Below are 14598 nucleotides of genomic sequence, written 5' to 3'. Positions count from 1 at the left end.
ATGAATCCGGCCTACGAAAGAAGCTGTACATGTTCCTCGCGATCCGAGACATCCGCTTTGCCAAGGGACGATTTGCCCTCATGGGCGCCGTCGTGGCCCTCATAAGCCTGCTGCTGGTGCTGCTTTCCGGCCTCACCGCCGGGCTCGGCAACCAGTCCACGTCAGCCGTCGCCCTCTTAGGTACGGGCACCGGATCCGGCACGGCCGTCAGCCAAATGGTGTTCGGCGCCCCCGCCAATAACGATCCCAAAGTGTCCTTCACCGAAAGTCAGGTGACAGCGGAACAGGCCAAGATCTGGGCAGCGCAACCTGGCGTTACATCCGTGGCTCCCCTAGGCGTCAGCCAAAGCCGCTTCCAGGGCGCAGGCGAGAGCAAGGGTATTGCCAACGTTGCCGTCTTTGGCGTTGGGGACTCGCTGACAGAAGAGCAAGGATCACAGGCCGGGATCGCGCCGTCGGAAGTGAGCGATTCAACCGTGACCATCGGTGAAGGCATCGCCAAGGAACTCTCCCTCTCTATTGGGAATTCCGTGACCATTGCCGGTACGGAACTGTCAGTGGGCGCGATCGTGCCGGACCAGTGGTACTCGCATACTTCGGTGGTGTGGACAACGCTGAACACCTGGACCAAGCTGGCCCACCTGAGCGATCCTGACCAGCTGGCCACCGTGCTGGCAGTGACCTTTGAGAAGGGCGCCACTGTGGACCTCGACGGTGCGAACGCCGCAGCCGGCACCATCAGCACCACGCGCAGCGGATCCTTCGACGGCTTGGGCGGATACAAGAGCGAAAACGGCTCACTGATGATGATGCAAGCGTTCCTCTACGGCATTTCCGCACTCGTGATCGTGGCGTTCCTGACGGTCTGGACGATCCAACGGACCCGTGACATTGCCGTGCTGAAGGCCATGGGCGCCTCCGGCAGCTATCTGCTCCGCGATGCGCTGACACAGGCCGCCCTGGTACTGCTTGCCGGAGCAGGGCTGGGCGGACTGGTGGGGATTATTGGTGGCATCTTTGCCTCTGCCGCAGCCCCCTTCCTACTCACCCCGGCAACAACACTGCTGCCGATCGTTGGCATCGTGGCGCTGGGCCTGGCCGGCGCAGCACTGGCTGTCCGCAAGGTCACTCGCGTGGACGCCATGATCGCCCTCGGCGGGAACTAGTCCCCACTTGCCGGCCTATAAATCGCTGACGCGATTGCTAGGAACCTGGCAAGCGTGGGCCCACCCACTCACCCGCCCACCAAACGCTGACGCGATTGCTAGGAACCTGGCAAGCGTGGGCCCACCCACTCACCCGCCCACCAAACGCTGACGCGATTGCTAGGAACCTGGCAAGCGTGGGCCCACAAATCGCTGAACCAACCATTTTCGCTCCACACTTTCTAAGGACAATCTCATGACAGCTTTGAACCTCGTCAATCTGACGCTTGAGTACCCCGATGGCGAAGGCACCATGACTGCTCTGGACTCCGTGAACCTGTCCGTAAATCCGGGCCAGCTGGTCTCTCTGGTGGGGCCATCCGGATCCGGAAAGTCCAGCCTGCTCGCCGTTGCCGCGACACTCATTAAGCCGACGTCGGGCCTGGTAGTGATCGACGGCGTGGACGCCACCGGGCTCAACGAGAAGCAACTTGCCCAATTGCGTCGCGACAAAGTGGGCATCATTTTTCAGCAGCCAAATCTGCTGGCCTCACTGACGGCAGCCGAGCAACTCACCATCACCGAACACCTGCGGGGCAAATCCGTGAAGTCCGCAGCAAACCGTGCCGCAGAACTGCTGGAGCTAGTGGGCCTGGCCGACTCTGCCAAGAAGCACCCTCATCAGCTCTCCGGCGGACAACGTCAGCGTGTCAACATTGCCCGGGCACTCATGGCTCATCCCAAGGTGCTGCTGGTGGATGAGCCCACAGCGGCCTTGGACCATGCCCGCAGCGACTCGATCGTGCGCCTGCTCCGTCAGGTTACCGACGAATTCAACGTGGCCACCATCATGGTCACTCACGACACCGAGTTCGTCCCGCTCACCGATTGTGTGGCCTCGATGCGCGACGGTGTCCTGACCGCTCCCGTGCCAGCCCTCTCCGGATCAGCAGCCTACTAACCCGTTCTTCCCTGGGTTGTTTACGTTCTTTGCTGGCTCTGATTGCGGGGGCCGAAGGCCGGGAAAGCGCGGCAATGCAATAGCATAAGGGAAACGCACGTCTATACCAGCGCGATCGGAGCCATCCTCACCATGAAACGCCTCGCAGCCCTCACCGGCAGCCTCCTCCTTGCTTTGACCATCTCTTCCTGCGGTGCCGCAACAGGTCCCGTGGGCACTTGGGGCGAGGGCTACAACACCGACAAGCAGCCGTACCTGGAGTTGTCGCTAGGATCCGATAAAACCGCCGAATACGAGCAGGCCGGCTTCCTCGCCGGAAGCGACGGCTGCAACCGTATTACCGGCCAGTGGTTCTTGGTTCAGGGCAAGCTCTCCTTCTCACAGCTCAGCGGCACCCAGATGGCGTGCGAGGGCGTGGATCCCTGGCTCATGAAGGCCGCTGGCGGAGAGATCGATGGAGACGTCTTGACCGTCATGGATTCCGCGGGCCTTCCCGTGGGAACACTGGACCGCCGCAACTAGTTTTCCATGGCCCGCTGTGGTGACTGTGCATTCAACAGTCACCACAGCGGGACAGCTGTTTAACATCACTTAATCAGACAGACCCAGATCAGGTGCCGGCAGTCCAAAGGTGTTTTTGAGGGCTGATTTTGCTGCAAACCAACCGCCCATCCCGTGGACGGCCGGACCTGGCGGGGTGGATGCCGAACCCAAATATAGCCCGGGCACTGGGGTCCGCCACGGATCAAGTGAGACCACCGGACGCTTCAGTAGCTGCCTGAGGGTGACTGCGCCCGATCCAATATCTCCGCCAATGTAATTGGCATTGTAGGCGGCCACATCCGCCGCGTTCTGCACCGAGCTGGCAAGGATCAAATCCCTGAACCCAGGCGCGTGTTTCTCGACGGCAGCAATGATGTCTTCCGAGCAGTCACGTGTTGAACCCGCAGGAACATGGGTGTACGCCCAGAATGTCTGTTGTCCAACGGGGGCCCGGGTGTCGTCAACAACTCCTGGCTGCACAGCAAGCACATACGGCTCTTGCGGGTGCCGACCGTTTAACACTTCACGTTCTGCAGCGGCAATGGCTTCCCGAGAGCCACCCAAATGAACTGTTGGGGCGGCCCGCAAACTCGATGATGTCCACGGCACCGGGCCGGAAAGTGCAAAATCAACCTTGCACACACCGGATCCGTATCGAAAGGACTCCAGCTGACGTGCATAGGCCTGCGGCAGTTCCGCTCCGGCCATCCTCACCAGGGCACGCGGCGTCGTATTGCAAATAATTGCTTTGGCTCCTGTTGCGTTCCGTAGCTGCGCCAAGCTGTCAATCCGCTGGCCCACCCGTATCTGGCCGCCATGCGCTATGAAGTCATCTGCCATAGCTTGAGCAATTGCCTGCGAACCGCCCCGCGGAACAGGCCAACCCTGAGCATGCGCCAGAACTCCCAGCAGTAGCCCCGCCCCCGAGGAGGACAACGCTGGCAAGCGAGCAATTGCGTGTGCGGACACGCCTGTCAGCATGGCAGGAGCCGTGTCCTCGCGGAAGCCCAGATTCCATGCGGGTGTGCCCTGCAGAAGTGTCCTAACCCCGAAGTGCAGCACTGCCAAGGGGTCCTTGGGCATGCGGACCAAGTTCCCTTGCGTAAAGTCGATGGTTCCTTCCAGCCTGTTCAGCAGGGGGGCCATGAGCCCGCGCCATGCGCGCCCGTCGCGTCCCAGCTCTTCCACGGTGCGGTCCAGGCTGCGGTAGGCAATGCCGGCACGTCCGCCGTCGAGCGGGTGCCCGTAGGAGATCTCCGGCACCAGCAGCTCAATCCTGCGTTCCAACTCAAAGGCACGGAAGAATGGTGAGGCGAGGGCCATGGGGTGAACGGCGGCACACACATCATGGTGAAAGCCCGGCAAGGTGGTTTCGGCCGTTCGAGTACCACCCCCAATGGAATTGGCGGCTTCAAAGAGTTGCACCGACAGCCCTGCGCGCGCCATGGTCACGGCGGCGGCTAGTCCGTTAGGGCCAGACCCCACGACAGCAACATCGCTCACCGTCAGGGCACTTCGGCTTTGTTTACCGGCGGTGCGCCAACCGTGCTTGGCCCACTTGCAGCTTCTTCTCGGGGAAGCAGTAGAACCCCGCCTTGGGGATCGGACACACCCGCACGGCGCACAACGTCATACTCTGGCGCAAAAATATCCCTGACAACCAGCCCGAACATGATCCAGGTGGCCAGGGCCCCCATCACGGCTGCAATGAGGAAATAGGGAGTGTCAATGGCGTGCTGATTACTAATGTCACCCAACACCTTGCTGCGGAACAGCATCAGGGCAACAAAGTGCGCCAAAATGGCAGCCTGCCACACCAGCACCGGGCGCCAGCGCGGCATGGCCAGTGCCAACAAGGGAACCAGCCACACGGCGTGCCACGGTTCGGCACCCTTGTTCAGCACCATGAATCCCGCTGCAGCGACAAAGGCCAGTTGCGCAACACGAGGGGGGCGGGGCGCATAGAGCGCCACAGCGAGCAGTCCAGCCGCCAACAACAGCAAGAGAATTCCCGAGATGGCATTTGTTGCACCAACATCAAGCGCGGGCCAGCCCATCCGTTCGGCAATTAAGTTCAGCCCACCGTAGATGGACGATTCCGTGGGCCCGGCAGCGATTAGCTTCTTTAGATAGTCCGGGAATGCGGGCGGATTGGTGGCCATAATTGGGGCCACTACCAGTAGCCAGGCGATCGCCGCAGCAGCCACCATCTCAAGCATCTTGGCAAGGTGTCCGGTCCTGATTCCGAGGAACACCAGAGCCAACAAAATGAAGATCGGGTAGGGCGCAGCCAATGCAGCTACACCAAAGAAGGCACCGGCCCAAAGGGTCTGCTTCCGCGCAAAGAGGTACATGCCTGCGCCAACCAGTGCGGCAGCCCAGAAGTCCCAACTGACATAGGCCATCATGATCAAAACGGGGCTTGCAGCCACAATGGCCGCGTCCCAGACCCTGCGCCCGGCCGTGCGGGCAACAACCACCACAGTGACAATCCAGGCCACGGCAATGAGCGCCGCATTCAGGTCGAAGAAGGCCAGCTGACGAAACGCACCGTCACCGGCGCCTCGTGTCAGCCACGCAGTGATCCCGGCAATCCAGCCAGCCAAAACCGGATGGCTAAATGGCGACCCTTCGGAAAAGAAGGGTGTCAGTGTCCCCAAGTGCTCATCCACAAAGGAGTTGGGAAAGGCCGACCAGCACACCGTGGACTCTTGGTCAGGACTAACCCATCCAGCCGTGCGGCAGTGGGATTTAGTCATGATGGCGAGCAATGCCGAAACTGCAGCGATCAGCACCAAGACGCGTTCTACAGTGAAGAATCCGGGATTGGTGATGCCAGGCGATGTACGTTTGCCCAGCGGCCCACCCACCGGCTCAGTCAAGGTGCGCAGAAGTTCGTCACTCCGTGAGGGGACAACAATGGGATGCCGAGCTTGAGTCCCCGAAGCCTGTGATTCCGCCATGGCTACGAGCCTACCTGCTCAGCCCTTCACGGCTTGATTGGTGCACGCGCATTACTTGGCGCGCAGCCTTGGCGTTTGACTCTGGACTTGGCCGGGCCCAAATCTGCCCGAGATTAAGCGAGGTTAAGCCAGCCCGCTACAGTCCCCACTGCTCGATCGCAGGAGTCTTCTTGTCCCAGCCAAGCGTGCAGGTTTTGGCGGTGCCGAGCACAAAGTGCCTGCCTGCGGTCCCCGGAAGCCGCAACCAGCGGGCCGCCATGATACGTAGGAAGTGCCCGTGAGCTACCAGCAGAACATTGGCAGGTGCACCGTCCTCCCGCGTCACGGCCAGGGCACGGGCCACAATCTTGTCAGCTCGTGCCGCCACCTCATCGAGGGTCTCGCCGTTGGGCACGCCGTTGTCCCAAATCAAATATCCGGGGTTCTGGGCGCGCACTACGGCACTGTCAATGCCTTCATAGTCGCCGTAGTCCCATTCCACGGCATTCGGTTCCACCACTGCATCGGGGAAACCAGCCAGTGTGGCCGTCCGGCGTGCGCGTTGCAATGGCGAGGTCAGGACCAGGTCAAAGTCGACGCCGGACAGTGCAGCCTGCGCGGATCGGGCCTGATCTTCGCCCAGCTCCGTCAACGGCAGGTCTGTCAGACCCGTGTACTGTCCGCTGCGGGACCACTCGGTTTCTCCATGGCGCAAGAGCCAGAGCTTGGGGCCGCCCGGAACGGCTGCGGCGCCAGTGGGAGTGTTTCCACTATCTGTATTACTCATTGCGTATATTCCAATCAGAGAATATTAGGGGTTGAGACACGCAGCCTCAGCCTTAGCCAAGCTCTTGAAGCAGTTCTGGAGCTTCGGGCTATGACTCGGACTGCTCCGGTTCTTCGGGCTGCTCTGGAGCTTCCGGCTGTGACTCAGGCTGTTCAGCCCACCACTGCCGAAGAATTTCCTCCGCCTTTTCAGGACCCAAGGGACCGTATTCCATCCGTTGTTCCAGCATGAAGTTGTAGGCGCGCCCCACCACACGCCCGGGCTTGATGCCCAGTAAGGCCATGATGGCGCCACCGTCCAAGTCGGGCCGAATCGAATCCAGCTCTTCCTGTTCAGCCAGGACGGAAATGCGCTGTTCCAAGTCATCATAAGCAAAAGCCAGACGATCAGCCTTGCGCTGGTTGCGAGTTGTGACATCTGAACGGGTCAGCCGGTGCAGGCGCTCCAGCAATGGTCCGGCATCGGTCACGTAGCGACGCACAGCTGAATCGGTCCAGCCCGCTTCACCGTAACCGTAGAAGCGCATGTGCAGTTCTACCAGGCGCGAGACGGCCTTGATGGAATCGTTGTCGAAGCGCAGCGCCTTCATTCTCTTGGCGGTGAGCTTGGCACCAGCGAGATCGTGGTGGCGGAAGCTAACTCCGCCTCCGGGTTCAAAACGGCGGGTCTTGGGCTTGCCGACGTCGTGCATTAACGCCGCAAAGCGCAGCACAAAATCGGGGCCGGGCACCGGACCATCAGGGCCGGTTTCCATGGAAGCCGCCTGCTCGAGAACCTGCAGCGAATGCTGGTAAACGTCCTTGTGGCGGTGGTGTTCATCCGTTTCGAGCTTGAGCGCGGGAATCTCCGGCAAGACCAGCTCGGCCAGTCCCGTCTCAACCAAAATGTCGATGCCAACTCGCGGGTGCGCACCACAGATGATTTTCACGAGTTCTTCGCGAACCCGCTCGGCGGAGATGATGCTGATCCGGCCAGCCATCCCCGTCATCGCGGCAAGAACGTCCGGATGCAGCGCAAAGCCAAGCTGTGAGGCGAACCGTGCGGCCCGCATCATGCGCAAGGGGTCATCGGAGAATGAATCTTCCGCGGCGCCAGGGGTGCGTATCAGTCCGGCAGCCAGATCTTTGGCGCCACCAAACGGGTCCACCAGCTCCATTTCAGGCAGCCGCAGGGCCATGGAATTGACGCTGAAGTCACGGCGCTGCAAGTCATCCACCAGCGATGTCCCAAAGGCCACCACGGGCTTGCGAGAGTCGGGATCGTAGGCTTCGGCGCGGTAGGTGGTGATCTCAATGAGCAGCACCTCTTGCTGGGCGTTCCGCTTGCGGAAGCCGATGGTGCCAAAATCACGGCCCATCTCCCAGTGCGAATCAGCCCACTTTTTAGCAACAGCGAGGATCTGCTCCGGGGTGGCGTTCGTAGTGAAGTCCAAGTCCGGGGACGTCCGGCCCAGAAAGAGGTCGCGAACAGGTCCGCCTACGAGGGAGAGCTCAAAGCCGGCGTCGGCAAAGAGGCGTCCCAGTTCAAGAACAACCGGGTCAAATTTTGAGGTATCAGGCACTAAATCCATGGTCCCTTAAGAATGCCAGACTTTTGCTCCTCGAGGCTTGCGCCGGAAAATGCCGTTACCTCACCCGTCCCAAGACACCGTAAATCTACCCCGGAGCCTGTCATCATCCCCGGGCAAAGGTAGCTAGAGTGGACTGCATGGTTCACCCTGTGCCGCGCGCGCCTAAGAGGAACCCATTGCCACCGGCAGTGGGGCCGCTTGGAGTGCCCGGCGCACCCAGCCAGTTGCCAACTGTTGAAGAAGTTTCGGCCGGCGGTGTGGTCGTTGCAATGCACGACGGCGTCCCTAACGTTGCGATCATTGCCCGCATCAACCGCGGTGGTCGGCTTGAGTGGTGCTTGCCCAAAGGCCATCCCGAAGGTGAGGAAAACCACTGCGAGGCCGCGGTCCGAGAGATTGAAGAAGAAACCGGGATCGCAGGCGAAGTATTGGCAACCTTGGGCAGCATTGACTACTGGTTCACTGTCAGCGGCCACCGAGTCCACAAGACTGTCCATCACTTCTTGTTGCGCGCCACTGGCGGGTTCCTGACCATTGAGAATGATCCGGACCATGAAGCAGTGGATGTGGCGTGGGTACCTCTGGATGAACTGGCAAGAAAGCTCTCCTTCCCCAATGAACGGCGCATCACCGATCTAGCCCGGGAATTGCTGCCGGAGTACATCTAGCTGGCCATCAACGGTTTTCCTATGTCTCCCACCATGGACCCCTGTAGCACCGCTGTCAGCACACCCTAAGCCTGCAGTGAGATGATGGTAGCGATGTCAAATGTCGAACGGGTTAACATCCCGCCTAAACCCGTTGCCGCCCCGCGCGTGCCTGCCCCCGTCGGCGCGCGTACCAAGACACCTGCTACGGGGAGAACTCCTGTTCAGAACAGCGCGCCCGCAGCGAGTGCGGGACGCATGAGCGCTTCGGCGGCCCGCTCCAGCGCCAACATGGCTGTGGGCACCCTGGCCTCGCGCATTCTGGGGTTCATCAAGGGCATGATCCTGAGCATTGCCGTGGCTGGCACCGTAGTGGGTGACATCTTCGAAGCCGCCAACTACATGCCCAACCTCATCTTCCTCATGCTTGCCGGCGGGGTGTTCAATGCCGTGTTGATCCCGCAGATCGCCAAGGCCAGCAAACAGCCAGACAAGGGCAGCGATTTCATCTCCCGCCTGCTCACATTGGGAGTTTTGGGGTTGCTGGGGCTGACAGCCGTTGTCATGCTGCTAGTGGTGCCCATCATGGGCGCAGCCACGTCCTTCAAGGGCAATCAACTGGAATTGGCCATTACCTTCGGCTTGTTCCTCCTGCCGCAAATCTTCTTCTACGGGCTGTTCTCGCTCTTGGGACAAGTACTGAACGCGCACAACTCCTTCAAGGCCTACGCCTGGGCACCCGTCCTCAACAACGTGGTTGCCATTGCGGGCCTGCTCGTCTTCATTTTTGTGGCTGGCAGCGCCCGCGTCCATCCGCACACTGCGGAGAACTGGACCCTGGGGCAGTCATGGATGCTTGCCGGAACGGCCACTCTTGGCATCATTGTGCAATCCGTGATCCTACTGATTCCTGTGCACCGACTTGGCTTGAACCTGCGCCCCAAGTTCTCTTTGAAAGGCACCGGGCTAGGTGCCACGGCCAAGATCGCTACGTGGACCATGGGCACAATGATCATTGGCAACCTGAGTTTCCTCGTGATCATGCGTATTGCCACCATTCCCACCGGCGGGGACGATTCTTCAGCACCCTCGAGCGCCTTACCGGGCATTCTTATCCTGAACCGCGCCACTGAGTTGTACATCATGCCGCACTCCACCATTGCCCTGTCCATCGCCACGGTGATGTTTACGGCAATGGCTCATGCTGCCGCCAACAAGGACCTCCCCGCCCTGCGCTCTTCGCTGTCCAGCGCACTGCGTACCACCGGCATGGCCACGGTGTTTACCTCCATGGCACTGCTGGTGCTATCCGGGCCGTTGGGAATGCTGTTCAGTGGAAACCAAGAAGTCCAGGGTCGCCAGGTTGCCATCACCCTGGCAATTTTGGCTGTTGGCGCGCCATTCTTCAGTATTAACTTCATACTGAACCGGGTGTTCTACTCCCAGGAAAACGCCAAGACACCTTTTATTCTGCAGTGCATTGCCGTGGTTGTAATTCTGGGCTGTGCTTTGATGGCCGGCCAATTGCCGCCCCAATGGATCATCTACGGCTTGGCGCTCAGTTACACGGTAAGCAATCTGGTGGGCCCTATTGTTAGCCACAATTTGCTGAAGGCAAAGATTGGCGATTACGGCCGCGGCCTGATCATGCGCGCCCATATGCGCTTCCTTGCCGCTGCCCTGGTCTCTGGGATTGTCGGAGAACTGGTGCTGCGGCTCTTTGGTAGTTCCACACAGGGTGGCTTCATGTGGACGTCCATTCCAGCCTCACTGGCTACCTTGGCTGTGGTAGGAACCGTGATGGCTGTGGTTTATGTGCTCGTTTTGAAGCAGCTCCGCGTAGATGAAGTTGATGCCCTCTTGAATCCGCTCATCAAGAAAGTCCGCACCCGGCTCCCGGGTAAACTCCCGGGCAAATAGGACATTCTCCGACGGCAGGGGCAATACAAGGCCCCAACCACGGAACTTGAAGTGTTTTCCGATAGAATCAGTCAGAATATGGCTCGTGTTTTCAATTAGCACTTGCCACCGTGTTTGTAATAAGGAGGATTTGGTGCCACAACCTATTGATGTGGGCTCCATCCTTGGTGGCCGCTACAAAGTGACCGGCCGCATCTTGGCCTCAGCCGAGAACGATATTATCCTCGATGGCCTCGATCAGGTCCTCAACCGCCCCGTCAGTATCCTGGTGGCTGCCGTTGAGAATTCACCTTCCCTGACGCAGAGCGCCAGGGAAGTTGCCACCGGTGCCAGGGTCTCCAATGTTTCCATTTTGGACCTTGGGGTACAGGACAACGCCACATACCTGATTGCTGCCCGAACCTCCCCGGCGGATCTGCTGGATCTGGTGGTTCCCACGGAACCAGCAAAAGAGGTCTATCAGGAGCCCTTCTTCACCGATACCCTCGGCACGGAAATTTTTGGCAAGGCCCGCGACGCGGCCCCGATCAAAAACGCCTACGTTTACGAAGACAACTCTCCGCTGACACCTGGCCATCCTCTGCCCGGCGTTTCACAGCAGAGCGTCCCGCCGGTTTCGCAGCAACCAGCCACGCCCCCTCGTGAAACCCCCGCAGTGGCTCCCACAGCGGCAGTGGCTGCAGCAGCGGTGGCGGGTGCCGCCGTCGTTCCTCCCGCCTCGGCAGCTGTCCCACCCGTTGCTAAGGTCACTTTGTGGGATGAGGATGACTACGCTTTCATCAACGATGACCACGAGGAAAGCCTGGTCGAATCGCGGCGACCGAACACCTTCCCTGCGGAACTGCTTGAGGCCGACGATGACTACGAGCAGGGCGACGATTTCTTAGACGATGATGAAGATGACGAGCGCAACGCTCCTCGGGTTAGCGGCCGTTGGCTAACAGGTGCCATTGTCAGCGTCCTGCTCATTGGTGCGCTCATTTTCGCTATTACCCACATCACCGGCTTGTTCCCAAACCAGGACACACAGGCTGGCGTAACCACCACGGCCGCGCCGCCGCCCGCGGAGTCCGAGGCACCCACCACAGAGGCTCCGAAGCCAGTTGTCGTGGCCCCTGTCATCAAGGATCTCACTGACATTACTGTCTATGCACCGGGTGCACCGAACTATGGTGAGGCGTTCTTCCCGCGCCTGAAGAACGCCATCGACGGCAACATCGCCACGTATTGGCCTACCGTTGAGTTCTCCAGTGCCCCGTTTGCAGACCAGACTGACAGCATCAACCTAGTGGTCGAATTGCAGGCTGAGTCAACCATCAGCTCAGTAACCATCAACCAGTTGGCCGGCACGGGTGGCCAGTTCAACATTCTGACCAACAGCAAGCCGGATCTGCAGGGCGCAAAGAAGATTGGTAGCGGCTCATTCAGCGCCCCTGAATTCACGCTCACGGCAGCTCCCGGTGCCACCGCAAAGTACGTGATCATCAACTTCACGGAACTGCCCAGGCTGCAGCCGTTCGTCACCTACCCCTTCGGATTGAAAATCACCGAAATTAGCATCAAGTAACCCGCTTTCGAGCCTTCCACAACCGGTGCATGGAATAACCGTGTCCCTGCACCGGTTGTGGATAGCGAAGGAGCCATTGGGCCGCCAGGGTGCGGTTCCATTCATTGAAGGAAGAGGAACACTCACCCGTGAGCACTGAAGTTACCCCCGCCAGCGAAATTCGCGACGTCATCATTGTCGGTTCCGGACCGGCAGGCTACACGGCGGCGATTTACACTGCCCGAGCCGATCTCAAGCCGCTCATGATCGCCGGTTCAGTGACTGCAGGAGGCGAGCTGATGAACACCACCGAGGTGGAGAACTTCCCCGGCTTCCCTGATGGCATCATGGGACCTGACCTCATGGAAAACCTCGGCCAGCAGGCTGAGAAGTTCGGCACCGAGGTGATGTACGACGACGTCACTTCCGTTGAGCTCGAAGGTGCCATCAAGACTGTGACCCTTGCCGATGGCCATGAATTCAAGGCTCGGGCCGTCATCATCTCCACGGGCTCGGCCTACCGAGAGCTTGGTGTTGAAGGTGAAAAGCGCTTGGTCGGTCACGGCGTTAGCTCCTGTGCCACTTGCGACGGTTTCTTCTTCAAGGGCCAGAACATTGCCGTTATCGGCGGCGGCGATTCCGCCATGGAAGAAGCCATCTTCCTGACCAAGTTTGCCGATTCCGTCACGGTTGTTCACCGCCGCGATTCCCTGCGCGCGTCCAAGATCATGGCTGAGCGCGCCTTGAACCACCCGAAGATCACGTTCATCTGGAACTCGGAAGTTGTTGGCATTGACGGCGACTCCAAGGTGACAGGTGCCCGCTTGAACAACCTCGTCACCGGCGAGCAGAGCGAATTGGCCGTAACTGGAATTTTCGTTGCCATAGGCAACGATCCTCGCGTTGACCTTGTCAAGGGTGTCCTGGACCTGACTGCCGCCGGAACCATCGCCGTCGAGGGTCGCACCTCCAAGACCAACATCAAGGGCGTCTTTGCCGCTGGAGACGTAGTAGACCCCACGTATCGCCAAGCCATCACGGCTGCCGGTTCAGGTTGTGTTGCAGCGCTTGACGTAGAACACTACCTGGCCGATCAGAACTCCTAAGAGAAAGCAGATTCCAATGAGCAACGCCAAGAGCGCAACTGATGCAACATTTGCAGATGTAGTACTGAATTCAGAAAAGCCCGTCATTGTGGACTTCTGGGCCGAATGGTGTGGCCCCTGCCGCAAGCTGGGTCCCATTCTGGATGAAATGTCCGTTGAGTACTCGGATAAGGTCGAAGTTGTGAAGGTGGATGTGGATGCGAACCCCGCCATCGCCGCCAAGTACGGAATCACTTCCATTCCCGCCGTGTACATGTTCCAAGGTGGCGAGGTCAAGGAAACTGTTATTGGCGCCCGCCCCAAGCAGTACTTCGAGAAGGAATTTGCAGATTTCCTAAAGTAGGCCTTGGTCTGCAGCAGTTCTTGCAAACAGCTTAAAAGGGTAGGAGCCGGACATTGTCCGGCTCCTACCCTTTTAAGCCTGAACTGATTTAGGGCAATTCCGATTTCAGGCCAGGACGGCTTTCAGCCTGCGCAGACCCCCGGAACAGCCTTTCCCCAGATTGATCCTAAGCCTCAAAAAGTGCTTTCATCTTTCCCGAATTCGGCTCCTCATGGGCCTAAATGTTGCCTCATTTTGTATGATGGCGAAGTTTCACGTGAAACTTTCTGCCATTCATAGGCACTCGTGGATTTATGCTCTCCACAGCGACCAACCCTCTTGTGGAGGACGGCGGCAGTTCATCGAATTTCCCGGTTGCTCGGAATGGCTCATCCACCACATTGAGTGTGGCGGAGCTGATTGCTGTATTAGCCCTTCCCTCCATCGGATCGTTCGGTGTTGACGTTACCGCGATGCGAACGCTCCCACCGTTTCACTTTCCCGATGATTTCTATACTCCAAAAACTGATTCCGGCACCGCACAGCCCGAACGTTCGGCACCCGTCAGGACGTCCCATGACGGGTCTGGTCTTGATGATGCAACGTCGTGCGCTGCTTCTCCTGGAGCTCCTACCCACTTTCCTTTGGCCTCCACAGATCACACCCATCCCCTGTCGAAGTCTCAGCTGGAAGCGGCACGGTTGCTGATGGACACGTGCATCGACGCAGCAGCCGCTTTAAGGAAGCATCAGAACCAGTGCGCCGCCTTAGCCGTCGTTCTCATCAATCACTTACAGGCTGCTACACGCTTCGAAGCAAATGTATTGACACTAGGTTCATGGCAGCATCGACCACATATGGCTAGGGTACGAGCAGGACTTATTAGCATTCTCAACCTCCCCGAGGGCATGGCTGATCGATCCATGGACTACGCCACCACGCTGGTCAATCGCCCGCCCGCAACGTTGGCCGCTATGAGCGACGGCTGGCTGGCTTGGGACCACACAGCGATCATTACCGATGAGACCAACGTGCTACCTGACTACCGGTGGAGACAATTCAGGCCCTAACTGGCTCTTCCGGGCAAGGCAGCTACGCCCACGCTGCCC

Annotated in this window: 13 protein-coding genes; 9 read left to right on the top strand and 4 right to left on the bottom strand. The window is 59.3% G+C overall.

Annotated features, from left to right (window positions below; all coding sequences use genetic code 11):
• Positions 1 to 29: 29 nt before the first annotated feature.
• The 3 genes from CXQ93_RS17580 to CXQ93_RS17570 all read left to right on the top strand — a co-directional run bounded on the left by CXQ93_RS17580 (position 30) and on the right by CXQ93_RS17570 (position 2628).
• Positions 30 to 1166, top strand: coding sequence for an FtsX-like permease family protein (locus CXQ93_RS17580; RefSeq protein ID WP_104111750.1), 1137 nt, complete (start codon positions 30 to 32; stop codon positions 1164 to 1166).
• 235 nt (positions 1167 to 1401) lie between these two features.
• Complete coding sequence (locus CXQ93_RS17575; RefSeq protein ID WP_104111712.1) at positions 1402 to 2106, top strand: ABC transporter ATP-binding protein; 705 nt, start codon at positions 1402 to 1404, stop codon at positions 2104 to 2106.
• A 132-nt stretch (positions 2107 to 2238) separates the two neighbouring features.
• Positions 2239 to 2628 (top strand): META domain-containing protein, encoded by a 390-nt coding sequence (locus CXQ93_RS17570; protein ID WP_104111711.1) that lies wholly within the window; start codon positions 2239 to 2241, stop codon positions 2626 to 2628.
• 69 nt (positions 2629 to 2697) lie between these two features.
• On the opposite strand, the gene CXQ93_RS17565 is transcribed toward CXQ93_RS17570, so the two are convergent.
• The 4 genes from CXQ93_RS17565 to CXQ93_RS17550 form a co-directional block, all read right to left on the bottom strand.
• On the bottom strand, positions 2698 to 4152 hold the full coding sequence (locus tag CXQ93_RS17565; protein WP_104111710.1) for an NAD(P)/FAD-dependent oxidoreductase: 1455 nt from the start codon (positions 4150 to 4152) through the stop codon (positions 2698 to 2700).
• Positions 4153 to 4154: 2 nt separating this feature from the next.
• Positions 4155 to 5612 carry a glycosyltransferase family 87 protein gene (locus CXQ93_RS17560; protein WP_104111709.1) on the bottom strand — a complete coding sequence of 486 codons (1458 nt, stop codon included), beginning with the start codon at positions 5610 to 5612 and terminating at the stop codon, positions 4155 to 4157.
• 136 nt (positions 5613 to 5748) lie between these two features.
• Complete coding sequence (locus tag CXQ93_RS17555; protein WP_104111708.1) at positions 5749 to 6378, bottom strand: histidine phosphatase family protein; 630 nt, start codon at positions 6376 to 6378, stop codon at positions 5749 to 5751.
• An 88-nt stretch (positions 6379 to 6466) separates the two neighbouring features.
• Positions 6467 to 7948 carry a CCA tRNA nucleotidyltransferase gene (locus tag CXQ93_RS17550; RefSeq protein ID WP_104111707.1) on the bottom strand — a complete coding sequence of 494 codons (1482 nt, stop codon included), beginning with the start codon at positions 7946 to 7948 and terminating at the stop codon, positions 6467 to 6469.
• Between the two features lie 137 nt (positions 7949 to 8085).
• On the opposite strand from CXQ93_RS17550, the gene CXQ93_RS17545 reads away from it, so the two are divergent.
• The 6 genes from CXQ93_RS17545 (at position 8086) to CXQ93_RS21295 (ending at position 14559) form a co-directional block, all read left to right on the top strand.
• Entirely contained in the window at positions 8086 to 8616 is a 531-nt protein-coding gene (locus tag CXQ93_RS17545; protein WP_104111706.1) for an NUDIX hydrolase, read from the top strand.
• A 237-nt stretch (positions 8617 to 8853) separates the two neighbouring features.
• Positions 8854 to 10515, top strand: coding sequence for a murein biosynthesis integral membrane protein MurJ (murJ, locus tag CXQ93_RS17540; RefSeq protein ID WP_181036205.1), 1662 nt, complete (start codon positions 8854 to 8856; stop codon positions 10513 to 10515).
• A 133-nt stretch (positions 10516 to 10648) separates the two neighbouring features.
• Entirely contained in the window at positions 10649 to 12082 is a 1434-nt protein-coding gene (locus tag CXQ93_RS17535; protein ID WP_104111704.1) for a hypothetical protein, read from the top strand.
• 128 nt (positions 12083 to 12210) lie between these two features.
• Positions 12211 to 13167: a thioredoxin-disulfide reductase gene (trxB, locus tag CXQ93_RS17530; RefSeq protein WP_104111749.1), complete on the top strand. Its 957-nt coding sequence runs from the start codon at positions 12211 to 12213 to the stop codon at positions 13165 to 13167.
• Positions 13168 to 13183: 16 nt separating this feature from the next.
• Positions 13184 to 13510: a thioredoxin gene (gene trxA / locus CXQ93_RS17525; protein ID WP_062286148.1), complete on the top strand. Its 327-nt coding sequence runs from the start codon at positions 13184 to 13186 to the stop codon at positions 13508 to 13510.
• Between the two features lie 293 nt (positions 13511 to 13803).
• The gene (locus CXQ93_RS21295) at positions 13804 to 14559 is read left to right on the top strand and encodes a DUF222 domain-containing protein (protein WP_219817381.1); all 756 of its coding nucleotides are present in this window, start codon (positions 13804 to 13806) and stop codon (positions 14557 to 14559) included.
• Positions 14560 to 14598: the final 39 nt, after the last annotated feature.

It is taken from the genome of Arthrobacter sp. N199823 (assembly GCF_002929705.1).
Classification (GTDB): Bacteria; Actinomycetota; Actinomycetes; order Actinomycetales; family Micrococcaceae; genus Specibacter.
This window is presented reverse-complemented; position numbering and strand designations above follow the sequence as displayed.